General features: G+C 63.5%; 26 protein-coding genes. 11 read left to right on the top strand and 15 right to left on the bottom strand.

The features are described from left to right. Window positions 1–46: 46 nt before the first annotated feature. Complete coding sequence (locus ABIE35_RS09445) at window positions 47–862, bottom strand: IclR family transcriptional regulator (RefSeq protein ID WP_354514359.1); 816 nt, start codon at window positions 860–862, stop codon at window positions 47–49. A 48-nt stretch (window positions 863–910) separates the two neighbouring features. Here ABIE35_RS09445 and ABIE35_RS09440 point away from each other — a divergent pair, with 48 nt between their 5' ends. From ABIE35_RS09440 to ABIE35_RS09415, 6 genes are all read left to right on the top strand, one after another. Further along, window positions 911–2,194 carry an MFS transporter gene (locus tag ABIE35_RS09440; protein ID WP_354514357.1) on the top strand — a complete coding sequence of 428 codons (1,284 nt, stop codon included), beginning with the start codon at window positions 911–913 and terminating at the stop codon, window positions 2,192–2,194. Then, window positions 2,187–3,437, top strand: a complete 1,251-nt coding sequence (locus ABIE35_RS09435; RefSeq protein ID WP_354514355.1) for an FAD-dependent oxidoreductase — start codon at window positions 2,187–2,189, stop codon at window positions 3,435–3,437. The genes ABIE35_RS09440 and ABIE35_RS09435 overlap by 8 nt, the downstream gene beginning before the upstream one ends. Window positions 3,438–3,624: 187 nt before the next feature. Beyond that, window positions 3,625–4,464: a DUF4397 domain-containing protein gene (locus ABIE35_RS09430; protein ID WP_354514353.1), complete on the top strand. Its 840-nt coding sequence runs from the start codon at window positions 3,625–3,627 to the stop codon at window positions 4,462–4,464. A 136-nt stretch (window positions 4,465–4,600) separates the two neighbouring features. Next, on the top strand, window positions 4,601–5,311 hold the full coding sequence (locus ABIE35_RS09425) for a class F sortase (RefSeq protein WP_354514351.1): 711 nt from the start codon (window positions 4,601–4,603) through the stop codon (window positions 5,309–5,311). 16 nt (window positions 5,312–5,327) lie between these two features. Continuing rightward, entirely contained in the window at window positions 5,328–5,942 is a 615-nt protein-coding gene (locus ABIE35_RS09420; RefSeq protein WP_354514681.1) for an RNA polymerase sigma factor, read from the top strand. Then, window positions 5,929–6,708 carry an anti-sigma factor domain-containing protein gene (locus ABIE35_RS09415; protein ID WP_354514349.1) on the top strand — a complete coding sequence of 260 codons (780 nt, stop codon included), beginning with the start codon at window positions 5,929–5,931 and terminating at the stop codon, window positions 6,706–6,708. Before ABIE35_RS09420 ends, ABIE35_RS09415 begins: the two co-directional genes overlap by 14 nt. Window positions 6,709–6,720: 12 nt before the next feature. Here ABIE35_RS09415 and ABIE35_RS09410 read toward each other — a convergent pair whose 3' ends face one another. Next, the gene (locus ABIE35_RS09410) at window positions 6,721–7,560 is read right to left on the bottom strand and encodes a helix-turn-helix transcriptional regulator (RefSeq protein ID WP_354514347.1); all 840 of its coding nucleotides are present in this window, start codon (window positions 7,558–7,560) and stop codon (window positions 6,721–6,723) included. Between the two features lie 86 nt (window positions 7,561–7,646). On the opposite strand from ABIE35_RS09410, the gene ilvD reads away from it, so the two are divergent. Next, on the top strand, window positions 7,647–9,509 hold the full coding sequence (ilvD, locus tag ABIE35_RS09405; protein WP_354514345.1) for a dihydroxy-acid dehydratase: 1,863 nt from the start codon (window positions 7,647–7,649) through the stop codon (window positions 9,507–9,509). A gap of 71 nt (window positions 9,510–9,580) precedes the next feature. Here ilvD and hxlA read toward each other — a convergent pair whose 3' ends face one another. Together hxlA and hxlB are read right to left on the bottom strand one after the other, a co-directional pair. After that, window positions 9,581–10,204, bottom strand: a complete 624-nt coding sequence (gene hxlA, locus ABIE35_RS09400; RefSeq protein ID WP_354514343.1) for a 3-hexulose-6-phosphate synthase — start codon at window positions 10,202–10,204, stop codon at window positions 9,581–9,583. A 59-nt stretch (window positions 10,205–10,263) separates the two neighbouring features. Beyond that, window positions 10,264–10,860, bottom strand: a complete 597-nt coding sequence (gene hxlB / locus ABIE35_RS09395) for a 6-phospho-3-hexuloisomerase (RefSeq protein ID WP_354514341.1) — start codon at window positions 10,858–10,860, stop codon at window positions 10,264–10,266. Between the two features lie 136 nt (window positions 10,861–10,996). Here hxlB and ABIE35_RS09390 point away from each other — a divergent pair, with 136 nt between their 5' ends. Then, on the top strand, window positions 10,997–12,277 hold the full coding sequence (locus ABIE35_RS09390; RefSeq protein ID WP_354514339.1) for a helix-turn-helix transcriptional regulator: 1,281 nt from the start codon (window positions 10,997–10,999) through the stop codon (window positions 12,275–12,277). Window positions 12,278–12,311: 34 nt separating this feature from the next. Here ABIE35_RS09390 and ABIE35_RS09385 read toward each other — a convergent pair whose 3' ends face one another. The 8 genes from ABIE35_RS09385 to ABIE35_RS09350 all read right to left on the bottom strand — a co-directional run bounded on the left by ABIE35_RS09385 (window position 12,312) and on the right by ABIE35_RS09350 (window position 19,490). Beyond that, window positions 12,312–13,298, bottom strand: coding sequence for a cyclase family protein (locus ABIE35_RS09385; RefSeq protein ID WP_354514337.1), 987 nt, complete (start codon window positions 13,296–13,298; stop codon window positions 12,312–12,314). Next, window positions 13,295–13,537 (bottom strand): hypothetical protein, encoded by a 243-nt coding sequence (locus tag ABIE35_RS09380; RefSeq protein ID WP_354514333.1) that lies wholly within the window; start codon window positions 13,535–13,537, stop codon window positions 13,295–13,297. The genes ABIE35_RS09385 and ABIE35_RS09380 overlap by 4 nt, the downstream gene beginning before the upstream one ends. A 10-nt stretch (window positions 13,538–13,547) precedes the next feature. Further along, a complete protein-coding gene (locus ABIE35_RS09375; RefSeq protein WP_354514331.1) occupies window positions 13,548–14,885 on the bottom strand; it encodes a TRAP transporter large permease subunit in 1,338 nt (445 codons plus the stop codon). Between the two features lie 76 nt (window positions 14,886–14,961). Then, entirely contained in the window at window positions 14,962–15,753 is a 792-nt protein-coding gene (locus ABIE35_RS09370) for an NAD(P)-dependent oxidoreductase (protein WP_354514329.1), read from the bottom strand. Between the two features lie 12 nt (window positions 15,754–15,765). After that, complete coding sequence (locus ABIE35_RS09365; RefSeq protein WP_354514327.1) at window positions 15,766–16,398, bottom strand: RraA family protein; 633 nt, start codon at window positions 16,396–16,398, stop codon at window positions 15,766–15,768. A 49-nt stretch (window positions 16,399–16,447) separates the two neighbouring features. Beyond that, window positions 16,448–17,449, bottom strand: coding sequence for a tripartite tricarboxylate transporter substrate binding protein (locus ABIE35_RS09360; RefSeq protein ID WP_354514325.1), 1,002 nt, complete (start codon window positions 17,447–17,449; stop codon window positions 16,448–16,450). A gap of 35 nt (window positions 17,450–17,484) precedes the next feature. Next, complete coding sequence (locus ABIE35_RS09355; protein ID WP_261611316.1) at window positions 17,485–18,987, bottom strand: tripartite tricarboxylate transporter permease; 1,503 nt, start codon at window positions 18,985–18,987, stop codon at window positions 17,485–17,487. Window positions 18,988–18,989: 2 nt separating this feature from the next. Next, window positions 18,990–19,490: a tripartite tricarboxylate transporter TctB family protein gene (locus ABIE35_RS09350; RefSeq protein ID WP_354514323.1), complete on the bottom strand. Its 501-nt coding sequence runs from the start codon at window positions 19,488–19,490 to the stop codon at window positions 18,990–18,992. A gap of 122 nt (window positions 19,491–19,612) precedes the next feature. On the opposite strand from ABIE35_RS09350, the gene ABIE35_RS09345 reads away from it, so the two are divergent. Further along, the gene (locus tag ABIE35_RS09345; protein ID WP_354514321.1) at window positions 19,613–20,413 is read left to right on the top strand and encodes an IclR family transcriptional regulator; all 801 of its coding nucleotides are present in this window, start codon (window positions 19,613–19,615) and stop codon (window positions 20,411–20,413) included. Window positions 20,414–20,462: 49 nt separating this feature from the next. Beyond that, entirely contained in the window at window positions 20,463–21,200 is a 738-nt protein-coding gene (locus ABIE35_RS09340; protein ID WP_354514319.1) for a GAF and ANTAR domain-containing protein, read from the top strand. Window positions 21,201–21,239: 39 nt separating this feature from the next. Here ABIE35_RS09340 and ABIE35_RS09335 read toward each other — a convergent pair whose 3' ends face one another. Next, the gene (locus ABIE35_RS09335) at window positions 21,240–22,091 is read right to left on the bottom strand and encodes a LysR family transcriptional regulator (protein ID WP_354514317.1); all 852 of its coding nucleotides are present in this window, start codon (window positions 22,089–22,091) and stop codon (window positions 21,240–21,242) included. Window positions 22,092–22,176: 85 nt separating this feature from the next. Here ABIE35_RS09335 and ABIE35_RS09330 point away from each other — a divergent pair, with 85 nt between their 5' ends. After that, window positions 22,177–23,103, top strand: coding sequence for an EamA family transporter (locus tag ABIE35_RS09330; protein ID WP_354514315.1), 927 nt, complete (start codon window positions 22,177–22,179; stop codon window positions 23,101–23,103). Here ABIE35_RS09330 and ABIE35_RS09325 read toward each other — a convergent pair. Continuing rightward, window positions 23,100–23,405 carry a hypothetical protein gene (locus ABIE35_RS09325; RefSeq protein WP_354514313.1) on the bottom strand — a complete coding sequence of 102 codons (306 nt, stop codon included), beginning with the start codon at window positions 23,403–23,405 and terminating at the stop codon, window positions 23,100–23,102. The two genes, ABIE35_RS09330 and ABIE35_RS09325, sit on opposite strands and share 4 nt — an antisense overlap. A gap of 95 nt (window positions 23,406–23,500) precedes the next feature. Continuing rightward, window positions 23,501–24,217, bottom strand: a complete 717-nt coding sequence (locus ABIE35_RS09320) for a hypothetical protein (RefSeq protein WP_354514311.1) — start codon at window positions 24,215–24,217, stop codon at window positions 23,501–23,503. Window positions 24,218–24,609 lie beyond the last annotated feature (392 nt).

Raw genomic sequence — 24,609 nt, 5'->3', positions numbered from 1 at the left:
GGGCCTCGCAAGACGTGGGTGGAGGCTGGTTGACCTGATGCGCTGCTCAGTCGGTTGGGTTGGCGGCGATGTCGATTTCCAACTGCCGGCAGGTTTCGCGCAGGGCGGCGACCAATCCGGCGTCGAACACTTTCCGGAACCGCGTGGCAGGCGTGGCGACGCTGAGCGCGCCAACGACGTGTCCATGCCGGTTGTGGAGCGCCATGCCCAGCGCGCTGACGCCTTCCTCGGTGCCCTCGAAGTTGGCCGCGAATCCGTTGGTGCGGATGCTGTCGAGTTCGCGGTGAAATGCCGGATATTCAGAATCCGGGATAGTGTCGCCCCCGATTTCGGCATTCTGGCTGCGGAACAGCTGCTCGATCATGGCGGGTTCGAGTTCGGCCAGCATGGCCTTGCCGCCGGAGGTTTTATCGGCCGGCATGACGGTGCCTTGGCGGTCGCCGATGCGGAGGACATTGGTGCCTTCCACAGTGGCGAGGAAACGGACCTTGGTGCCCACTCGGACCATTAGGTTGACCGTCTCATCGAGCCGCGAGGAAAGGAGTTCCATGTGGGGCTGGGCGAGCTCCCGCAGGAGCCTGGTCCAGCTCAAACCTGCTGGTCCAACGCCCATCGCGGGGCCGGGAACGTACCGGCGGTTCTCGTCCTGGACGGCGAATCCCCGGTACACCAGCATGGCCAGCAGCCGGTGGGCAGTGGACGGAGCTACGCCCAACTCCGAAGCCGCATCCTTCAGCCGGAGGGCGCCGCCATCACGCAGCAGTTGGAGGAGCTGCAAGGCGTTGTCCACGGCCTCAATGGAATAGGTGGGACGCTTCTGCACTGGTTTCCGGGTGGACTGCGACGTGGGCTTATTCTGCACAACAGAATTGTATGGCCCTTCGCCTCACGTTCGTCTGACAGTGGTGGGATGAATCACACACTTCCCGCTGCAGCGTCGCAAGGGTCCATCGAGAATGCCGCCGGTGCTCCGGTGAGGTCGCCACGCTTCTCCAAGCGCTCGGCACTCGCCGTCCTGGTGTGCTGGCTGTTGGTGGTCTTCGACGGCTATGACCTTATTGTTTACGGCACCGTCCAGTCCTCCCTGATTTCGGAAACCGGGTGGGGGCTGACCAAGGCAACGGCGGGGACCATCGGGTCCATGGCCTTTCTCGGGATGATGATTGGTGCCATCTTCGCTGGTCGGATGGCCGACTCGTGGGGCAGGCGCAAGACCATCCTCGGCTGTGCGATTGCCTTTTCCGTCTTCACGGTCCTCTGCGCTTTTGCGCCCAACGCAGCCGTATTTGGTGGCTTGCGGCTTCTGGCCGGCATTGGTCTCGGCGGGCTGGTGCCCTCGGCAAACGCCTTGGTGGCTGAGTTGGTTCCCACGAAATGGCGTTCAACCATAGCCACTCTCATGATGTCCGGTGTCCCAATAGGGGGGTCAATCGCCGCACTGGTGGGGATCCCCATGATTCCAGCCTTCGGATGGCAGTCCATGTTCCTGGTGGCAGTGCTGGCGTTGGTGATCGTGGTGCCGCTCGGGCTGAAGTACATCCCGGAGACACTGACGCCGGGTTCTGAAAAGGACACGCCGGCCGCTGGCTTCGGTTCCTTGCTTCGTGCACCCTACTTGGGCGTCAGCATGCTCTTCGCCCTGGCCACCATAGCCACACTGTTCGCCTGGTACGGCCTGGGCACGTGGCTGCCCAACCTGATGCAATTGGCTGGCTACAATCTGGGATCGGCGCTCACCTTCGCCTTGGCGCTGAACCTCGGCGCTGTCGCCGGCTCGGTCATTACCGCCTGGGCGGGCACGCGTTTCGGTCCGATTCCGACGGCGATAGCAGCGGCCGGTGTCGCCGCCGTCGGACTTTCGCTCCTGTTGGTCAGCCCGCCCGTAACCGTTGTCTATCTGGCCCTGGTTCTTGCGGGCGTCGGAACCCATGGCACGCAGTGCCTCATCATCGCCGCAGTGGCCAGCCACTATCCCGACCATGTTCGCGGGACCGCGCTCGGATGGGCGCTTGGCACTGGCCGCATTGGTGCCGTCATCGCACCCCAGGTAGGCGGGCTCCTTCTGGCGGCCGGGATGGGCGTCAACTCCAACTTCCTCGCATTCGCCGGCGCCGCAGCGATCGCCTCGCTCCTGCTGGCCGCAATCGGGCTCAAAATCAAACGCACAATCTCCCAGGGAGCAAGCAATGTCTGAGTACAACAATTCCACCGATGTCCTGGTTGTGGGCGGGGGCATGGCTGGCCTGGCCGGAGCCCTGGCCCTCCGCGAAAATGGTGCCAACGTCACGCTGGTGGAGCGGGCACCCGAATTCGGCGAGGTGGGTGCCGGCCTTCAGATGGCCCCCAACGCCTCACGGGTGCTGGAGAGGTGGGGGCTCCTGGAAAAGGCGCTGGAGATCGGCGTCCAGCCCAAGCATCTGGTGTTCCGTGATGCGATTACCGGCGAAGAGCTCACCCGGCAATCGCTGCGCGGCGAATTCGAAGAACGCTACGGCGCCCCTTATGTGGTCATTCACCGCAGCGATCTCCACCGCATCCTCCTCGATGGATGTGAAGCAGCGGGCGTGAAGCTGGTCAACGACGTCATGGTGGACAGCGTGGAAACCGTGAACGGCCGTGGAGTGGTTCACACTGCCTCGGGTACGGTCTATGAAGCGGATGCAGTGATTGGCGCCGACGGGTTGAAGTCCACGCTTCGTCCGCTGGTAGCCTCCGATGAGCCGGTGTCGTCGGCCTACGTTGCCTACCGCGGCACTGTTCCCATTACGTCGGAGACCCCCGCCGCCGACCTCGAAGACGTAGTGGTGTACCTCGGCCCCGACTGCCACCTGGTTCAGTACCCGCTGCGAAAAGGCGAACTGCTGAACACCGTGGCCGTTTTCAAGTCGCCATCCTTTGAACGCGGTGAAGAGCAATACGGGGGAGTGGATGAGCTCCAGGCCGCCTATAAGGACTGCGTGCCCGCCGTTCAGGCAGCGCTCGCCAATTTGGCCACCGGCATTCGCTGGCCCATGTACGACCGCGATCCGATCGAAAACTGGGTTGCCGGACGCATGGTCCTCATGGGCGATGCCGCCCACCCCATGCTCCAGTACCTCGCCCAAGGAGCCTGCCAGGCGCTCGAGGACGCGGCCGTGCTGCAGGACGTCACGGCGGGTACGGTCTTCACCTCCGGCGGCGTCAACCCGGCAGCTTGGGACGAGGCCTTTGGGGCGTACAACACCGCCCGTGCCGCGCGAACTGCCCGGGTGCAGCGCACCGCGCGCGTATGGGGTGAGTCCTGGCACGTCTCCGGACTGGCCCGGACGCTGCGAAACCTGCTCTTCAAGAGCCGCAAGGACAACGATTTCCAGTACAACGATTGGCTCTATGGCCAGACCGGCGAGGGCCTGCCCGCGCAGGATGCGCCCCGGGTTGCCAGCAAGCTGCCTGCCTGACACCGAGCGGTAAAGCCGCCTTCCGCCGTCGTGCCCTGGTAAAGGTACGACGGCGGCGGGCGGCTTTTCCGTGAAGTGGACGCCTTTTCAAGAAAAGACTGCGCATCCGCATCCGGTACCGGCATTGCAACGGTAGTAGGGGTGTCAGCAAAAATTCCCGCACGTCGGGCCGATTGAGGAGAAGGATATGCGCAGCAAAATATTCATGGCAGGAGCAGGAGTCAGCTCTGCGGCACTGGCAGCAGCTATCGTCCTGGCTGTCCCCGCGCAGGCGGCGGAGGGTGACGCTCACCTCTCTGTCCTGCATGGTGTGCCCGGATTGACCGTTGACGTCTGGGTCAACGGCGCGCGCACCCTGGACGATTTTACGCCCGGCACTCTTGCCGGCCCGTTGGCACTTCCGCCCGGTGCCTACGATCTGGCGATCACGGCCTCCGACGCCGCCGACGCCTCGGCTCCGGTTATTGGTCCGGTGACGGTGACCCTGGCTGCGAACGGCAACTACACCGCCGTCGCAAATCTCGATGCAGCCGGGAAACCAACCGCGAACTTCTTCACCAACGACGTTTCACGCATCGAAGCCGGCAAGGGCAAGTTGACCGTACGGCATACGGCCGCAGCGCCTGCAGTGGATGTGCTTGCCGGGGGCACGGCAGTGGTGACCAATCTTGCCAATCCCAATGAGCAAACACTGACCCTTGACCCCGGCACGATTTCGACCGCAGTGGCCGCAGCCGGCACCACGGCGCCCGTGATTGGTCCGGCCGATGTGACGGTGGCCGAGGGTACGCACACCATTGTCTATGCGTGGGGAAGCCTGGCCGACAAGAACCTCCAACTGGCGGTGCAGAACATTGAAGGCCTGCATTCGGCCCCCGGATCCGTACCCGGCGCCATGGACGGCTCATCGGGCGTTGTCCCCACAGAACAGCTTGTTGTGGGCAGCGGACTAGCTGCTGCGACGTTGCTGATGATCATCATCGGGGTTGGTAAGGCCCGCACTGTCGCCTCTGCCCGGAAGTCCTGAGGCGACGGCACTTGTAGTACATGAAAAACGGAATACGTCCTGGCCGTTCGGTACTGACCAGCCCCTTGGTGCCGACGGTCGGGACACTCCCACGTCAACCACGGCAGCCGCCCATACCAGCCAGGACACAACCGCAATGACATCCACCAACCCAAAACGAAGACGCGCTACCCCCGGCTATCGCAGGAAAGACCGGGGGACTGTCGTCTTCGCCGCCATGGCAGTGCTGTTGATGACGGCCTGCGGGACGGCTGCCCCCGGTGGGCCCGGCCTTGCTTCCAACGAGGCAAGCAACCCAACCCCAACCCTTGATCAAGCGGCACCTTCCCTGCCGCCTGCCGGGAGTTCCCGGCCACCAGCCAGCGCCGCCCTCCAGGGCACAACTCCCACCCAGCCCGCGGCCGCACCCGCGCCCACATCCCTCCAGGTGGCCGGGACGTCAATTGACATGCCCGTGATCCCCGTGGGGGTCGCGAGCGGCGGGGCCATGGAAATACCGGAGACCTTTTACGAGGCAGGGTGGTACCGCTTCGGGCCCGCCCCGGGAGCAGCACAAGGCGCAGCGGTCCTGGCCGGACACATCGACACCACCTCGGACCAAGCGCCGTTCTCGCAGCTGAAATCCTTGCCGGCAGGGACCTTGGTGACGGTGGGACGACAGGGAGCCCCCTCACTTCGATACCGGGTTGTTTCCGTCACGCTCATGGCCAAGGACGCGTTTGACGGCGAATCGCTCTTCCGCCGGACAGGCCCGCATGAGCTCAAGGTGGTCACCTGCGGCGGCCGATGGCTGGACGAACGAATGGACTACAGCGACAATGTGATTGTCACCGCGGTCCTTGAATAAGCACCCAAACCCGGCCGTGGTCCTCGTCGCTGACGCCGGGAAGGAGTCTCATTTGGCATCCCCAAACGAGGTTTCTTCGCCTTGGGACGATACTTTGACCGAGGCATTCATGGCGGGGGATGAGCGTGCACTTGTGGCTGCTTACAAGGAGTTTGCCCCACTGGTGCATACGCTCGCCTTGAGATCGCTGCGGGACCGTGCGGCGGCTGACGATGTCACGCAGGAGGTCTTCATCCGCGTATGGCGTTCCCGAAACACCTTCAACCCCGCGGTCGCGCGGCTGCCGGCATGGATAGTGGGCATTACACGCCACGCCATTGCGGACGCCCACTCTGCTTCAACCCGGGAAATCCGTAGGGTCCTGGCCGCGGCCCAGGTCCGGGACGTTGACGTTGCAGGACCAACTGAGGAAGCAGTCGAGGTACTGGCCGACAGACTGCTCCTGGACGGAGAGCTGGAGAGGCTCGGTGAACCTCAGGGGGCCATCATGAAACTGGCCTTCTACGAAGACCTGACGCACGAGCAGATCTCCCGAAGACTCGAACTACCGCTTGGTACCGTCAAGAGCCATATTCGGCGCAGCTTGATCCACCTAAGAAGCAGACTGGAGGTCGACCATGCCGCATATTGATCCGGAAGAGTTGAGCCTCTTGGCGCTGTACGGCGACTGGCTTGACGAGGAAGGTCGGCAGCACCTCGGTAGCTGTGATGCCTGCTCGGCGGAGTACGCCGCTTTGCGCCGCGCCGTGGAAGCCATGAAAACCACACCGGACACCGGCAGCTTTGAGGTGCCCGGACCGAACGTGTGGAGCGCTATCCACCAGGAGCTGGGGTTATCGGAAGCAACCCGGAAAGATCCTTTGGGTTCGGCACCGGGGAGTGAAGCTGCCGAACCCGGTACCGCCGGGCCGTCCGAAACCGGGCCCCTGCAGGAACCACCCGCGGCCCCGCGATCCTTCAAAAAACGTCCCCAGGGCTGGCAGCGGCCTGGCACCTGGCTGGCAGTTGCCGCGGCGGGTGCGCTGGTCATCGCCGGTGCAACCCTGTGGAACATCAACCAAGCACCAACGCCGTTGGCGCGAGCCGATTTGTCCCCACTGGCCCAACACTCTGCCACAGGGTCCGCGACGGTCCTTGAATCCAGGGACGGATCCCGCACCTTGGAAGTGAAACTGAGCAAAGACGAAGCACAGGGCTATCAGGAGGTCTGGCTCATCGGCACGGACCTTACGCGGCTGATCAGTCTGGGGATCATGAAGTCGGACTCAGGTACCTTCCCGCTCCCGGCGGAACTGAATCTGGACGACTTCCCCATCGTCGACGTTTCGGACGAACCCTTGGACGGAAATCCCGGCCACTCCAGCGTGAGCATCGTCAGGGGGTCCCTCAGTTCCTGAGGGACCATCTCCTCACTCCTGCCTACCTGCGCCCATCAACCGCTGCATCTGCGCTCCAGCGTCACCCCCCGGCGCCGGGGTGTAGACCACGATGTGGAGGTCCGGCCGGTCCGAGGGCGAAACCTGGTGATGCTCCATGTGAAGGACGCCAACTGCAAGGTGGTGGAACTGGCGCTCACGGGATTCGAAACCCAGGATGTCGTACCGGTCCCAGCTTTCCTGGAACTCCGGGCTGGCTTCCTTGAGTCGGCCTACTTGGTACTCCACATCGGGGTCGCCTAGTCGCTGCCCGGTTTCGGCCCTGAACTCAGCCAAAAAGCGCTTGCTCGTGACGTCCCAGTCGGGCAGCAGGTCACGGATGTAGGGATCGGTGAAGACGAGCCACAGGAGGTTCCGGTCGGAGGCATCGAACGTGCCGATGTTGGGGTACAGCGCCTCGTAAGCGCGGTTCCAGCCAGCGATGCCCCAGTCGGGTGACAGCGCGTAAGAAGGGTTGGGATCCAATGCGTCCAACAGGCGCTGCACGTGGGCGGGAGCGTCAGCGGCGACCGGACCGGCCGGTGGAGCGGAGGAGTATCCGCCCAGGGACAGCACGTAGCCCAGCCCGGTGTCGGACAAATGCAGTGTGCGGGCCACCGCCTCCAGTACCTGGCGCGAGGGGCTGATGTCCCGCCCCTGCTCCAGCCAGGTGTACCAAGTGACGCTGACTCCGGAGAGAAAGGCGATCTCTTCCCGGCGCAGGCCGCGCTCGCGGGAACGTCCCACAGGCGGCAGGCCATAGTCGGAACGAAGGGCCTGGTTGCGGCGGGTCCTGAGGAAGAGTCCCAGTTCCTTGCGCCTCTCATCTTTCACGGACCCAACACTATTACTCTGGTACTTTCACTACTAGTAGCAGCACCGTCTTCCACCCGCTGTAGAACAACAGCAGGATGATACTTATGCCTGCACTTCGCTCCAGAACAGTTACCCACGGCCGCAACATGGCCGGCGCCCGCGCCCTGCTGCGCGCTTCCGGCGTCGCCAACACCGACATCGGCAAGCCGATCATCGCCGTGGCCAACTCCTTCACCGAATTCGTCCCCGGCCACACCCACTTGGCCCCGGTGGGCAGGATCGTCTCCGACGCGATCCTCGCCGCGGGCGCTGTGCCGCGCGAATTCAACACCATCGCCGTGGATGATGGCATCGCCATGGGCCACTCAGGCATGCTGTACTCCCTGCCGTCCCGCGACCTGATCGCCGACTCCGTGGAGTACATGGTCAACGCGCACTGCGCCGATGCCCTGGTCTGCATCTCCAACTGCGACAAGATCACCCCGGGCATGCTGATGGCCGCCCTGCGCCTGAATATCCCCGTGGTGTTCGTCTCCGGCGGCCCCATGGAAGCTGGCCGCGTGACCCTGACCGACGGTTCCGTGCGCTCCCTGGACCTGGTGAACGCGATTGCCGATGCGGTGGACGAGTCCATCTCCGATGAAGACATCAACCTCATCGAAGAGAACGCCTGCCCCACCTGCGGTTCCTGCTCGGGTATGTTTACCGCCAATTCCATGAACTGCCTGGCCGAGGCGATCGGCCTGGCCCTGCCGGGCAACGGCTCCGTGCTCGCAACGCACACCGCACGCAAGGCGCTGTACGAGAAAGCCGGCGCAACCGTCGTCGAGCTCGTCAAGCGCTATTACGACGGCGACGACGACTCCGTGCTGCCGCGTTCCATCGCCACCGCAGAGGCCTTCGATAATGCCATGGCATTGGACATCTCCATGGGCGGTTCCACCAACACCATCCTGCACCTGTTGGCTGCAGCCCAGGAAGCGGGCGTGGAGTATGGCCTGGCCGAAATGGACGCCAAGTCCCGCCAAGTGCCGTGCCTGGCCAAGGTGGCGCCGAACGTCGCTGGGGACAAGACGTATTACATGGAGGATGTCCACCGCGCCGGCGGCATCCCCGCCCTGCTGGGTGAGCTGAACCGCGGTGGCCTCCTGCACAAGAATGTCCACTCGGTGCACTCCAATGATCTGGATGGCTGGCTGGACGACTGGGACATCCGCGGCGGCAAGGCCACCGAGGAAGCGCAGGCACTGTGGCACGCAGCCCCCGGTGGCGTCCGTTCCTCCACCGCGTTCTCGCAGTCGAACCAGTGGACCTCCCTGGATACCGACGCTGAGGGCGGCTGCATCCGTTCTGTGGAGCATGCTTTTTCCAAGGACGGTGGCCTGGCTGTGCTGCGCGGCAACGTCGCAGTGGACGGCGCCGTGGTGAAGACCGCAGGCGTGGACGAGTCCATCTGGACCTTCGAAGGCCCCGCCGTTGTGTGCGAGTCACAGGACGAAGCCGTGGAGAAGATCCTGAACAAGACCATCAAGGAAGGCGACGTGGTGGTTATCCGCTACGAAGGCCCCCGCGGCGGACCCGGTATGCAGGAAATGCTGTATCCAACCTCGTTCCTCAAGGGCCGCGGCCTGGGCAAAAAGTGCGCCCTCATCACCGACGGACGCTTCTCCGGCGGAACCTCAGGCCTGTCGATCGGTCACATTTCCCCGGAGGCTGCCTCCGGAGGCGCCATCGCCCTGGTGGAGGATGGCGACATCATCAGCATCGACATCACGCAGCGTTCCCTCCAGTTGCAGGTCTCCGACGAGATCCTCGCCGAACGCCGCGAAAAACTCGAAGTCAACGGCGGCTACAAGCCGAAGGACCGCGAACGCCACGTGTCGCCCGCGTTGCGCGCCTATGCCGCCATGGCGCTGTCCGCGGACAAGGGCGCCGTTCGCGACGTCTCCCTGGTGGAGAACCTCTAAAGGTCCCGGTGCCAGCACAAACGTCGACCTGCCCGGATGGGCAGGTCGACGTTTTGCGGTAGGGGGTTGAACTAATTGATGGCTGCCTTCAGTTCCTTGGCTGCCAGCTCGGGATCTGCAGCGCTGTAGATGGCGCTGCCTGCAACGGCGACGTCGGCACCTGCCAGTTGGACTGCTGCGATGGTTCCAGCGTTCACGCCGCCGGCCACTGAGAACGGGACGCGTGCTTCCTCGCCTGCGTTCAGCAAGGTGCGCAGGTTGTAACCGGGCTGTGCCTGCTCATCCAGGCCCGCGTGGAACTCGACGAACTTGGCACCCAGTGCGCGGGCTTCCTTGGCGCGGGAAACCTTGTCTGCCACACCAATCAGGTCCACCACGATGCCCTTGTTATGGGCCTTTGCGGCCTTGACCGCGCCGGCAATGGTGGAGTCGTCGGCCGTGCCCAGGACGGATACCAGGTCCGCTCCGGCGTTGAACGCGATGTCGGCTTCCAGCTCGCCGGCATCCATGGTCTTCATATCGGCGAAGACGATCTTGGTGGGGTGCGCTTCCTTGATGGCAGTGACGGCGGAAAGGCCGGCAGCCTTGATCAGCGGGGTGCCGAGTTCGATGATGTCCACGTGCTCGGCCACTTTGCCGGCCAGTTCAAGGGCATCCTCGACGGTGAGGAGATCCAGTGCTACCTGAAGTTTCATGGGTTTTTCTTTCTTTCGAAGGGTTTGCTTTGGAACGGGTGATGCAGGTTTGGGGGGGCTTACTCGAGGTTGGCGTGGCGCAGCCAGAGTTGTTCGGCAGGCTCATCGGTGTTCTCCCACAGGGTTTGGAACACTGCCTCGGTGGCGAGGAAGAGGGATTGCTCGAACAGGCTGCCGGAGTACTGGCGGGAAAGGCTGGAGCCATGATCGGTCTTCTGCGCGGCGGGAATGATCACCAACGCATCGGCCAGGCCGGCCAATGGTGATCCAGGGTTGGCGGTCACAGCAGCGACGTCCGCGCCGGCGGCGAGGGCTGTTTCGGCGGCTTTGACCACGCCGGAGGTGGTCCCTGAGCCGGAGGCCACCACCAGGAGGTCGCCGGCGGCGATGGCAGGTGTTGTGGTGTCCCCGGCGACGTGGACCGTCAGGCCCAGATGCATGAGGCGCATGGCTGCCATTCGGAGTACCAGCCCGCTGCGGCCGGCCCCGGCGAGGAAGACCCGTTCCGCCCTGTGGATTCTTCCGGCGAGGACTGCCAACTGACCGACGTCGATCGCGTTGGTGGTGCTCACTATCTCGCCCTGGATCAGGGACAGGTTGAGGGCGGCCTGGGCTGGTGTTTGGCCTAGGGCGGGCTTTTCTGCGACAGCGTCCACACTTTCTCCTTCAGTTGCCGTGATGTCTTCCCTTCCAGCTTGGTGCAGTTTGCGGGTGGGGGTAACGCTGTTTTGTGACGGCTTTTCCTACCCCTTTGGGTAGTGCCAGCGCTTCACCGGCACGTATGCTGGGCCGATGCAGAACTGGGACCTCCTCCACTCCGTCAGCGACCTCGCTGCCGCACCGCTGAACCGCATCGCAGAAAACCTTCGCCAAGCCACGCTCCCGTTCCTGGCAAGCAGCGCCCTGGTCATCTTCACCGAGGACTGCACTGGCCGGCCCCAGAAAAAGGCGGGCGCTGAAGCCGTCGTCAGCCGTGTCTCCATCACGGAACTGGACCGGCTGAGGGCGGCTATGCCGGGGGAGGATCCGTGGCGCACTTCTGCGGTCATCGCCGGTGAGGAGCGGGAGGTACTTGCCTTGGGCTACGCGCCCAGCCAAGCGCTGTTGGTCCTGACCGACCCGTCCTTGACTGCCGGGCTGGAGGGAGCGGAAGGATCGGAAGCGGAAGAGGAGGCTCTCCGTCTTCTCACCTATCTATGGCGACTAACCGCCCGACGCATCCAGGAGAAAGTGACCGACGCGCCGCCGTCGTACCTTCTGGAATCGCGGGCCGCATCCGCTGAGCGGATCCGTGTGACGGCCGAGTTGGTAGACCAGCACTCCACCACGCTCGAAACCTTGCTCGCGGCCCTGCGGTCGTCGTCAATGAACGACGCCGCGGCGCGCGCCTCCGTGACCGACCTCGCCGTCAAAGCCCTGGTGGATCTGCGCACACTCAGCGACCGCACCAGCGACCTGGTGGAAGAACCGGTAGTGACGGCTTTCGAGCGGCTGCGCGAGGACCTCCGGCCCCTGATGCACTTCAGCAATATCGACATCCAGTTCATCGAGCCACCGGCCAACGGTCGCGCACTCCCGGGCGAAGTGGCCCATGCCGCGCGTGCCGTTGTCCGCGGGCTGGTCCTGGCCATCGCGGAGCAACCGGACGTCCGGCGGGTCCGTGCGCAGTGGGATTGCGATGGCGAAAACCTGTTGATCAACGTCCGTGACGACGGTCTGGGCGCCCTCACGCCGGATTCGCCCAGCATCGCCCGCCTGCAACAGCGGGTGCAGGCCGTTGACGGGAGGATGTCCCTTGAAGTGATGCAAGGCTGGGGTGCGGACATTTCCGTGGTGCTGCCGCTGGATCCACCGCCTGCCCCAGGCGGCGATGTGGCCGTCTGGGATTTGGCACCCCGCGAGCTGGAGGTCCTGCAACTGCTCACCGCTGGGCAGCGGAACCGGAGCATCGCCGGCGCCCTCCACATCAGTGAAAACACAGTGAAGTTCCACATCCGGAATCTCTTCCGGAAACTCGACGTGCGTTCCAGGGCTGAGGCAATTGCCTTGGCGCACTCGGCAGGGCTGCGGTAGGGAATTTAGTTCCCAAGCGAGGTCCATCCGGAACTCAGACCAGCGCTGTGGCGTTGGCCGGCGATCCTGTGGCTCCGACGATATTGAGGGGTTTGATGCTGATCAAGGCATCCCAGTTCCCGGTGGTGCGCATGTGTCGGCTGAGGGGCCCCAGTTTCCAGAGTTCACCCAGGGGCATCCCGAGTTTAGCGAGCAACTGTTGGTGCATCATGCCGTGATCGTTCGGTGCGGTGTGCTTGAAGGGACTGTCGGGAAGGGCCGGAAGGCACTCCACGGCAAAGTTGTCGGCCGCCACGAGCGCAAGCTGGTTGTCCCACGCCCACGCAACGAATTCCTGTGATTGGGCGATGCCGGTGGCGCGACGGCTTTCCCGCATTTCCTGCTTGTCGTGGCGAGACAAGGCCAGGAACCATTCGCACCACCCCGTGTGGAGCATGAGGATGTCGCCTGGCTGGAGGGAGACGGACTGCTGTTCCAGTGCTGAGTGGATCAAATCCAGGGAGAGCGGCTCCCCGGCGGCGTGGTGGATCGGTGCTCCGTGGGCTGACCGATAGCCGTCAAGGTCCACCAGCACGCCGCGGCCCACGATGGGTGCCTCGGCCCAGCCCTGTACCCCCAGTTCAGGTGTTCCTTCCCGCACCAGATCATCCGGGGTGCCGTTGTAGAAACCGACGTCGTCCGCCTTCCGGTGCCTGAGCCCGTCGATCTGCGAAGATCCCTGAAGGTAATAGCCGTCCAGGTAGTCGTCCCGGTGGGCCGGATGCGATGAGTAGATCGTGTGGCGTGGGGCGCTGCGCTTCAGCGACATTCCGGGGTCGAAAGCGTCCGCGGCGTAGTCCAGACCAAAGGCCGTCCCGGTCCGGACGCAGTCCCGTGCCTGCAAAACGGCGTGTGGGCTGATGAACGACGGCGTCCCGCGGCTCTCATCGGGAAACAGTCCCCAAGAGGTGCCGGCGAGGTTCCCATCCCGTTGGAGCAGCTCGGCGAAGGTTGGGTACTTTCCGTTCACGGTATTCGTCACCGGGTCCGGGCCTCCTCCGGTTGGCCTTGCTCTTGATGGCGCTTATAGCTGAGGAGGAAACCGGCGATCGCGCAGATGGAGGCGGCGATGCACATCGGATCCTTCAGGAAATCGTTGAGGAACGTCAACCACTCGCTGTTGCCCACCATGAGGGCGATGGCTTGTCCCGCCACGAACACCACCCCACCCAGAAGCAGGGCTGCGAGAGTGAGGACGAAGATGCTTTGGATGAGTTTCACGGGAGCTTCCTTAGATGGGCAGGATGCCGAGGATGATCAGGACTCCGATGCCCAGCAGCGGAAGTGCGTAGTGGGTCAGCAACCGGGCGAACGTCGTGATCGGGTTGACGTCGGCAATCCCGCAGGCAACATACAGCGGCGCACCTCCGGGCGGAACAGCGGCTTCACACGATGAAAAGACCAGGACAGCGACGGCGGCAGTGGTGGCCGGGACACCGGCGGCCACCAGCGTGGCAACGCCAACGGTCCCGACAGCGGCCATGGTCGCCGTCGCGGAAAGGGGAGCAGCCACGGCGATCACGATCAATCCAATCAGGATCGCGAGGAGCCACAGCGGCAGGTTCATCTTGTTGAGCAACGTGGTCATCTGCTGCGGCAAACCTGTAGCTGCGAGGGCGTTGGCGCCGGCGAAGGCGAAGACCACGGTGATCCCAACAACACCGAACCTGGGGGCAGAACTCTCCAGGAGTTCCCACCACTCCCGTGCTCCACGCGGCAGGCGCTTCCATCCGAGCAATGCCCCGGTGATGATGAGGACCACGGGTATCCAGACAATGACGCTGACCGACTTGGTGACATCACCGCCAGTCCAGTCCGACAACGCCGTGGCGATGGCACCGGAGGTGATGATCAACGGAATCGCCACCACCACGAAGAGCAGCAGGGTGGCCCATCCCTGGCTGAACGCCGTTTTCACCGTCAGTCTGTGTGCCGCATCCAGCGGTGCCATCCCGCTTTTGCGGATCAGCAGCCACGTGACGATCAGCCGGTGCAGGAAGCACCACAGCCCACCAAACAACAACGGTAGTACCAGATCGTTCATGTTCAGCAAGGGTCCCACGGTGGCGGATCCCACCAGGACGAACATGGAGGCGCTGAAGGGAAACGTGATGCCCATCCCGGCATTGCCGGCTACCAAGGTGGCGGCCGAGGGCTTGTCGAGCTTGGACTTTGCCATCCAGGGAATGGTCACGGAGCCGACCGTAGCTGCGATGGCAGCCTGGTTATGGACCACTCCTCCCAGCCCGGCGGAGGCCACGGTGGACACCCACGCGGGGCCACCTTTGACCCCGCCGATCAGGGAATTCAGCAGGTCGATGAGCCGATCCAGCACGCCGGACTTGTCAAGCAGGTATCCCATGAAAACGAACGCCATGGTGGCGTACACGATCTCATCGGTCACCGCCGAGTAGAGCGCTGTCCAACCTGTTTCAAGGGCAGCGGCTCCGGTGAAGGGGAGCACCACCGCGAAACCGATGATCATGGCTTCGCCGACGCTGCGCTTGATGAGGGTTGTCCACAGCAGGATGACGGCCAAGTAGGCGCCGAGGGCCCAAATGCCGATCATGATGCTGCTCCTTGAAGAAGGTGTGCTGGGGAGTGGTTCACCGGTGGTCCTGTCCTGATTCTTCCCGATGCCCGTTTCAGCGCAAAGGTGCGGCGGCTTCCGCAGTTTCGGATGCCATACGGGTGAGGGCAGCGGCCGAGGCGGTGGTCATCTCTGCAGGAACCTGCAGGCCGGATGACAGGTAGTCGGCAGTGTCCTGCATTTCCTTGGAGCGGCGCTGGGCGTGTTTCGCCGTGCCAGTGAGGAACCGGTCTATCACCGCTTGCCCGTCACCAGCCAACTGCCGCGCGATCTGGCCGCGGATCCATTCTTCAAGACCGGCAGCCCGTCCAGCTGTCACGGCTTCAACCACCACGGAGGCCAGACCTTTCATCAGGACGCTGCGGAGTAGCTTGTGGGACATGGCGGCGCCTGGTTCGCCGTCGGCGATTTCGACGTCGGCGCCCAACGGACGGAGCAGGTCCGCCACTGCGGCGGAGCCAGGACCGCTGACCATCAGTGGTGTCTTGGCGCCCTGGGTGGGGACGGGACCAAGGATTGCTACGTCGGCGAAGAGGGCTTCGCTGGGCACCTGCCCGAGTTCCCGCATGACATGAGGCGACGACGACGTAAAGTCTGCGTAGCAGCTCCCTGTGGGCAGCACAGGCAGACATTCCTGTGCCACGGCCTGGGCCGCCGCAGCTCCCGTAAGAACCAGGACGATGTCTGCGTCAGCGCAGGCACGCGCGGCCGTGGACGCCCGGGTGACGCCGGTGGGGGTGTCTGGGGCGACGGGGTCGAATCCGGTGACCTGGTGCCCCGCGGCAACCAGTGCTGCCGCATAAGTGGCTCCGGCTTCGCCGAGGCCGATGACGGTGCAAGCTGTCATATTATTCGTCTCCTACTTGGTCCGGTCTGCGATGATGGCGGCCCTGCGGCTGGTCTCATCGGCAAATACTGCCTCGGCCGCCTCGGCGACGTTGGCTGCCTGATCGCGGGGGATGATGACGACGCCGTCGGAGTCGCCGATGATGATATCGCCTGGCATGACAGGGACTCCGCCGAAGGAGATGGGTGTGCCCAACCGGGATGGGCCGTTCTTGTAAGGACCAGCGGGGGTGGTGGCCCGTGCGAAGACCGGCATTCCGATTTCACCAAGAGTTTCGGCGTCCCGGGCAGCCCCGTCCAGTGCGAAGCCGGCAATGCCGAGATTGATGGCGCGTTCCCCGATGAGTTCTCCCAGCAGGGCCCGGGACTCGTCGCCGCCACCGGCTACGACGATGACGTCGCCGGGGCGGGCAAGCTGCAACGCCCGGTGGATGCCTTGGTTGTCTCCCGGGCGGGTCCAGACCGTGAAGGCAGGGCCTGCAATGCGGGCGCCGGGCCAAATGGCCTGGATAGCCGAGTCGGCAACACCCAGACGGTCCATGGCGTCGCCGATGTTCGCTGCCGGGAGCTTGGCGAGGCGTTCCAAGACGTCCCGCGCGGGGCGGGGGAAACCGGCGTCGAGGTCTTCAAGGACTGGAGTTGTCATGATGGGGTTCTTCCGTGTGTGGTGGCAGGGGTTCGGGGAGCGGCTTGGTTCAGTCGGTTTTCTGAACCAGTGGGAGGACCTTCTTGAAGTCCTCTTCCTGGCTTGCCCAGAATTCCTGGTATTCCTTGCCGGACAGGTAGCTGGTCTGGAGTCCGAGGTCTTCCATCTTCTTGACCACGGTGGGATCCTCGATCGCTTTTTGGAAGGCGGCCTCCAGCTTGGTGGCAATGGCGTCCGGCAGGCCGGCTGGTGCGGAGTAGCCGCGGACCGTGCCGGCTTCGATGTCGTAACCGGATTCCTTGAAGGTAGGGACGTCCGGGAGGGAGGGAGCGCGTTCGCCCGTCATAACGCCCAGCACTCGTGCTTTACCCTGCTTGGAAAGGTCGGTGACATCGCTGACATTGGCCACCAGTATGTCCACGTGCTTGCCCAGGAATGCCGTGGTTGCTTGTGAGGCACCTTCGGAGAAATGCACTGGGGCAAATTCTGCGCCGGTGGTTTCCTGCAACTGCGCCATGGCGAAGTGCTCTCCTGTTTGCAGGCCGGTGGTGCTCGCGGTCATGGACTTCGGATCAGCCTTGGCGGCGTCCAGAAGATCCTTCAGGTTCTTATAGGGGCTGTCCGGCTGCACGGCAATCACAGTGGGATCGATGACCTGGCGTCCCAGGGGCTGGAAACTTTCGCGCGTATATTTCGCGCCGCGTGCCGGGTCCAAGGGCGAGACGACCACGGACGGGGAGCCTGTGGCGCCGATAGTGTAGCCGTCGGCCTTGGCGCTGGTCAGCTGTGTGTAGCCGATCTGCCCGCCCGCTCCGGGCTTGTTGATGACTTCAACGTTGGTGCCGAGTTCTTTCTCAAGGATTGGCTGAACCAAGCGGGCGGCTGTGTCTACGGCCCCGCCGGAGGAGAAGGAGACGATCAGCTCGATCGACTTTCCCTTCTTGGGGAAATCGTTCCCGGCGTTATTGGCGGCGCCTGCGTTGGCGCCGCAGCCGGTGAGTCCGATGAGGGCGGCGGCAGCGAAGGCCGCGGCGATGCGTGTGCGGGTCATGGTTCTTCTCCTTTGAAGGGGTGTAGCGGGGGGATTTACGTTTCGGGATCTTCGTTGAGGGCTTTGGGCTTACGAAGCTTGAGGAGCGGGCTCAGGATGATGAGGACGCCGACGCCGATCAGGACCATCGAGATGGGGCGGTTGACGAAGATGCCGAAGTCTCCTTGCGAGATTTCCAAGGACTCCCGAAGTGACCGTTCCATCAGCGGTCCCAGCACAAGCGTGAGGACCATGGGAGCCAGTGGAATATCGAGGTGTCGCAAGGCCAGGCCCAGGAGGCCGAAGCCGATCATCACGAACACATCGAAGACATTGAAGTTGATGGTGTAGGCGCCTATGACCATGAAGAGCAGGATCAAGGCGGTGAGGATTGAGGCCGGGACTCGAAGGATTGAGGTCCACAGACCCACCAGCGGGACGTTCAGCAGGAGCAGCAGCAGGTTGCCAATGAAGAGGCTTGCGATGATTGCCCAGGCAATTTCCGAGTGCTCCGTGAACAGGGTCGGCCCCGGCGTCAGGCCTTGCTGAAGGAAGGCGCCCATCAGTACGGCGATGGTTGGCGAGGCTGGGATGCCCAGGGTGAACAAGGGGATCAGTGCGGCGTTGGCGTGGGCGTTATTGGCGGTCTCCGGGCCTGCGACGCCTTCGATCGCTCCCTTGCCCAGCTCGTTGCGGTGCTTGGAGAACTTCTTTTCGGCACCGTAGGCCAAGAGCGAGGACACTGATCCGGTCATGCCGGGGATGAGGCCAAGGCCAAACCCGATGCCCGTTCCGCGTGCCATGGACGGTGCGCTTCGGCGCCACTCCGTTCCGGTGGGGAGCAGGGAGCGCAGGCCTGGTGCATGCACGGCAGCAGCTTTGGAGTCTTTCCGGTAGGACAGGATTTCGGAGAGGCCAAACACGCCTACGATCACGGCTACGAAGCTCACGCCGTCCAGCAAGTTGTCGGAGCCGAAGGTGAAACGGGGTGCGCCGGCCACGGGGTCGATGCCCACCATGGAGATCAGCAAGCCAAGGGCGCCGGAGATGAGGGCCTTGACCATCGACTTGCCGGCCAAAGCGACCAGCAGCGAGATGCCAACCACCATGAGGGCGAAGAATTCCGGGGGACCCACCAGCAGCCCCAGCTCGCCGAGGGGCTTGGCGGCAGCCACCAGGCCAAGTGTCGCGATAGTGCCGCCAACAAAGGATCCGACAGCGGCGATGGTGAGGGCCGCGCCTGCCTTGCCGATCTTGGTCATGGCGTAGCCGTCGATGGTGGTGATGGCTGAAGCCGCCTCGCCGGGGGTGTTCAGCAGGACACTGGTGATGGTTCCGCCGTACGCCGTGCCGTAGAAGATGGCGCACAGCATGATGATGGCACCGGTGGCATCGAGGTTCATGGTGAGGGGGATGAGCAGGGCGACACCAGCCACAGGGCCGATGCCGGGAAGCACACCGATGATGGTGCCGAGGAGGCAGCCCAGGAAAGCGAAAATCAGGTTCTGCCATGTCAACGCAGAAGCGAAGCCGTTGGCCAGTTCGTTGAGGGTATCCACGGTTAGAGTCCGATCGAGTTCAGGACGGAAATTCCGGCGGTGGGCAGGGCCACATTGAGGCCGTAGTTGAAGGCGTAGAAGGCGCCGGCGCTTCCGGCCAGGGCGATGATCAGCGATGAGATCCAGCCACGGCGGCCACGGATTTTCAGGTGGTACATCAGGAAGATGAACATGCTCAGCTGGAAGCCGATCAGATCCATGACCCCGGCCAGGAGCGCAAGGCTGACGACGACGGCGATCACCAGGCCGCGGTCGACGCCGCTGGCGGTTTCACTTGGTTGGCGCAATTCCTGGACCAGCCAAATGGCGGACATGGCAACCAACAGCCCGCCCATGGCGAAGGGGAACATCCCGGGGCCGGGCCCCAGGGAGGTCCACAAGCCCAAATCGAGGGAGCTGACCAGCACGTAGACGCCGACGACGACGAACGCGCCGATCCCTGCCAACACGGTGGGTGCCACGCGGGTGCGCTGCGGCTCGGTCATAACTGACTCCGTTGTCATGGTCTTCCTTCTTACGTTCCGTGGTATTTCATTTCATAGAATGAAAGAGTATTGCGTCTGAAGAAATAGTGACAGGAGCCACATGTGATGTCAAGCGCAAGGAACTTACATAGAATGAAAGAATGACCGTGAGCTCAACGCACTCCGCCAGTTCAGCCGAAGACGGCCCCAAAGCGGCCAACATGCGCTCGCTTTCACGGGCACTGGAGGTGTTTGCCGAGCTGCAGCGGGCCGAGCGGCCGCAGCGGTTGAGCGATCTTGCAAGGACCTGTGGCATGAGCCTGCCCACCACGCTCAGGATCCTCCGCGTTCTCCAGGATTTCGGCATGGTCAGCCAGACGGACAAGACGTACCGGGTTGGGCCGGCGGTTCTCCCTGCGGCCCGGAGCTTCCTGGAGAATGATCCCCTGGTGGTTGCGGCACGGCCCATCCTGCAGCAAGTTGCCACGCAGACGGCCCGTACCGCGTCCTTGTACACCCGCCTTGGCTTCGAGCGCATCCTTGTGGCCCGGGTGGATGGCGATTCACCCCTCCGGTACGACCTCCCCTTGGGTAAACGGCTTCCACTCACGGTGGGTGCCGCCGGAAAAATTCTCCTGGTGTCCGCTTCCCCTGAGGAGCTGCACCAGGTGGCGCTTGCGGCCTCCGCGTCGGGCCACGAAGAAGCCGAATTTACTGCCGACGATTTGCGGGCACGACTGCCCCTTCCGGGTGAGGACTTTGCCTATTCCGCCGACGAGCGCGCCACCGGCGTCCTTTCCGTGGCGGTGGCAGTTCCCAACAGGACCGGCCGTCCGAGTGAATCCATTGCACTGACCAGCCCGGTGGAGACAGCCACCGAAGCAGAGCTGAAAGCAAGCGTTCCGGAACTCCGGCGAGCTGCCGGTCGCCTGTCAGAGCTCCTGATGGGCTCCGTCTACTAGTTACCGGAAGCGCGTGACGGGAGGCCCAACACTTCCTACGATTAGGCCTATGGAACCCAATGGGAGTGCTGAACACATCCGAAGCCTGCACGAGCTGGTGGTCGGCAGCGCGGATATCCATGCGATCCTCAACGGCGTAACCGGCTTCGCGTCCGATGCGATGAGCAAAGTTGCCGGCGAAAAGATCGACTGTGCACTCACGCTGCGCCGCCGCAAGCGCACCGCCACCGTTGCGGGCAGCAGTGAGAGGGCGGTGCATCTGGACAAGATCGAACAGTCCCTTGGGCAGGGCCCTTGCCTGGAAGCGCTGGACGCAGGCCGTCCGGTGCTGCTGGCAGACGTTGCCACCGACACCAGCTGGCCGGAGTACAGCCGGGCCTTGGCTGCTGAGGGTATTCGCTCAGCCTTGGGCGTGCCCATGGACCTTGGCGAGACCTCCCAGGCGGTCATCAACTTCTTCGCGCCCAAAGCCGGCACTTTCACGCAAGCTGTGATCGAGGAAGCTGCCGCTTTCACGGAGGTCACCGGCAGTACCTTGCGTCTTGCCATCAGGATCGAAACCGTAGAGCAACTCAACGCGGACCTGAAAACAGCAATGTCTTCCAGAACTGTTATTGACCTGGCATGTGGCGTCATCATGGCCCAGAGCCGTTGCACCCAGGACGAAGCCTTCGAGTTCCTGACCAAAGCTTCCAGTCACAGGAACCAGAAACTGCATGCCGTCGCATCGGACATCATCGCGCACTTGAGTGGCAGCACCGAAAACCACCTGCGGTTCGAGGACTGAACTGTGCTTGGTGGACTGAACCGTGCTTGGTGGACTGAACTAGCCGTACAACCCCATCAGCAGCTCCACAATCTGATCCCGCTCGCGTGGCGGATCCTTCCTGGACCACGCCGCGTATACGGGAACCGGTGGTGCGTCCCGCACCGGGCGGTAGGTTACGCCCCGTCGTCGATATTGGTGTGCGGTGGATTCCGCCGTGATGCCGCGGGCTTTACCGCCGCCGATGAGCGTCAACCAGTCGTCAACGTCCTGGGTGGGGACAACCTTTGGCGGCCCGGCATCCTCAGGCCAAAGCTCCGGCGTGGTGCTGCCCGTCCGTAGATCCATCGCCACGGGCTTTTGGGCGATCTGCGCCAGTGTCACCGACCTCTTCGACGCCAACACATCATCCGACGCCATGGCGCAGTAGCGTTTTTCGGCACTGATCCGGACATGCTCGACGGCGTCAGCTTCAGTCAGGCGGCGGAGGATGGCAAGGTCGGTGCTTCCGTCAGCAAGGCCGGCGGTGGGTGTGTTGGAACGGACCAGTTGAAGCTCGGTGGCGGGGAAGGCGACAGCCCATCGCCGCTGGAATTCGGTGGTGTGCTCGCCCAAAGCTGACCAGGCGTAGCCGATCCGGAACTTTCCCGTACCTGTTCCTGCGTCGCGTTCCAGATCTGCCAGGAGGGCGAGGATGCGCCGTGCCTTGGCCACAGCGCGCTCGCCGGCGGTTGTGAGGCGGGCGCTTCTGGTGGTTCGTTCCACGAGCCTGACACCCAGGGTTCGTTCCAAGCCTGCGATGTTGCGTGACACCGCTGCTTGGGACATGCGCAACTCTATGGCGGCATCGGTGAAGGTGCCTTCGTCCACTACTGCCACCAAGCAGCGAAGCTGCCTCAGCTCAACATCCATAGGGCCATCCTATTCATGCGCTCAGCGTATAAATAGTGGCATCCATGCATTTAGCGGATGCACGGCGGAAGCGCAGAATTTCCCCATGATCGAGACCATGGGAGTAGGTGCAGCCAGCCCGCAGCCGACCAGGAGAGTCGGTGGAGCGGCCACCCTCGTCGCCAGTGCACTGTCCAATCAGCTGGGTGCCGCAACGGGCTCCCTCGCCTTCCCTGCCTTGGGCCCTGTGGGCGTAGTGGCGGTCCGACAACTGATAGCGGCCATAGTGCTATTGCCGCTGGTCCGGCCCCGGCTGCGCGAACTGGGGTGGTCCCAGTGGTGGCCCATTCTCCTGCTCGCTGTGTCCTTCGGGACCATGAATCTTGGCCTGTACGCGTCCATTCAAAGGATTGGCCTCGGCTTGGCGGTGACGCTGGAGTTCCTGGGGCCGCTTGCCGTGGCGCTGATCAGCTCGCGACAGAAGGGCAGCGCCCTGTGCGCAGTGGCGGCAGCGGCGGGCGTCATCGCCATAACGCAACCCCAGGCATCCATGGACTTCGTGGGCATAGGGCTGGGTCTCATTGCTGCCTGCAGCTGGGCGGCCTACATTCTCCTCAACCGGACCGTCGGCCGGCGCGTTCAGGGCATTCACGGGACGGCGGCCGCAACAGGGGTGTCCGCCACGCTGTTCCTGCCCGTCGCCGTCGTGATTTTCATGACTCAGCCTGCAGACGTATTTTCGGTCCTGTGCGCAGTTTGCGCAGGGGTTCTGGCGTCCGTGCTCCCATACGTGGCAGACCTTATCGCTCTGCGGAGGGTTCCTGCCAATCTGTTCGGCGTGCTCATGAGCATCAACCCCGTGTTCGCTGCGCTGATCGGGGCAGTTGCCCTGCACGAGGAACTTGCCGTGGGTCAGTGGGCCGGCATTGCATTGATCGTCGCGGCCAACGCTGCCGTGCTGTTGCTGGGCAGACATGTGAAACCGCGTCAGAGTCACAAGGAGAAACGCCACGACGCCGGCGGCTGGGTCTAAGCTGCTTCATCGCTCCGGGTACCCGACGGCGGTAGGCGCCATGCACCGCCGTCGGGCCTCTTGCGCAGGAAGGGGATTGTGCCGGGAGCAGCAGGCGCGGTGGTCCTTTCGAGGGTCTTTCTCGTCCGAGGCCGGGCCACCAGCAGCGCGGCGAAAGGTGCCAACAACAGCAGGAGCGTCACCGCGCCCACCCCAGCCACGCCGGCCAGGAAGACCAGCCCCGCCATAAACAACAGGTGGATATCCGGTGCGTCGGTAAACGCAAAGGAGGCCGTCATGGCCATTCCGTTTGGTGACTTCACATCATGCTCCTGGGCGCATCCATTGGTGTTTTTCCGTCTACTGATATGTGGGCGGAACAGCGGAAATGTGATGCGAATTCGGGAGGCGTTGTTGTTCAGGGTTGGCGCAAAGGCATGTCCTTGGCCAGTTTTACGACGATCTTCTTGTCGTTACCCGGATCCATGGGGTCGTACCAGAGGGTGGTCTCCTGACCATCTACTACAGGCTCTGCGGCTGTGATCAGCAGTGCCCGTTGGACCCAGCGTTGGATTCCATTCAGATCATGGAACGTGAACGTGACAGTGGTAAGGATCTTCGAGCTGTCGCTGAACGAGAGGTAGCCCTTGTCGGTGACCCTGGCGGACGTCATGGTGCCAGTGCTCATTACTTCCGCCTCCCTTCGGGCGGCGCTCCTGCGGGCCCTTGCGCCGATGATCCCCAGGCTGCCGAAGAACAGGAAAATGGCGAGGCACCCGGTGGCAACCCACATGAGTATCGATGGATAGTTCAGTTGGACGGCGGCGGCTCCCACCCCAAGCGTGGCACCCAGCCACGCCAAGGTTCCGCCCAGTGCCAGCCCGAGATTGCTGCTCCTGATGGCCACCGCAGTCCAGGCGATGGAGCTCAGGACGAGCAGGGGGATGCTCGTGATGATGGCGGTCATGGCGAGGGCCGGAGGCTCGACGTCTTCCAGTACTGCCAGATGAGGCCAGCCGTAGCCTGCTGCGAGTCCGCCGATGAACTGGAAGCCCAGCGGCAGCGCAATGCGGACCGGACCAGGGCGTTTGTTGGCGCGGAGTTTCCTGGCGGCGATCGGATCTACGGTGCTCATGGAGCCCATTAAACCGTGCACGTGGAAGCAACGGGGCTCAGTCCCGCAAATGCTGCTTATTACGGCCGAAATCATCAAAGCCAAATAATTCTCCAAACGCCGCGTCACGTTTCCGCAGGTCAACGCACATATTGAGTGCCCATGTCGTTGAACCGCGGACTGGGCCGTTGCCCTTTTCGGCTGCGTTGCGGTTCACCGACGGAGTTAGCAGCGATGGGTGTGGCGGGTTCTGGGGCCCGCCCGGGGCGCCGTCGCTGCGTAAACCGGGCTAGTGCGGTCGGTCGTCTGAGTCGCGACCGGCCGCACGATCCGGTTAACTGCAGCATTGTGGGTGCCGCCGGAAGCCCACAGCCAGCGGGTCCGGACTATGGTGCATGATCCTGCAGTGAACC

The organism is Paenarthrobacter sp. 4246 (assembly GCF_040546855.1).
Classification (GTDB): Bacteria; Actinomycetota; Actinomycetes; order Actinomycetales; family Micrococcaceae; genus Arthrobacter.
This window is presented reverse-complemented; position numbering and strand designations above follow the sequence as displayed.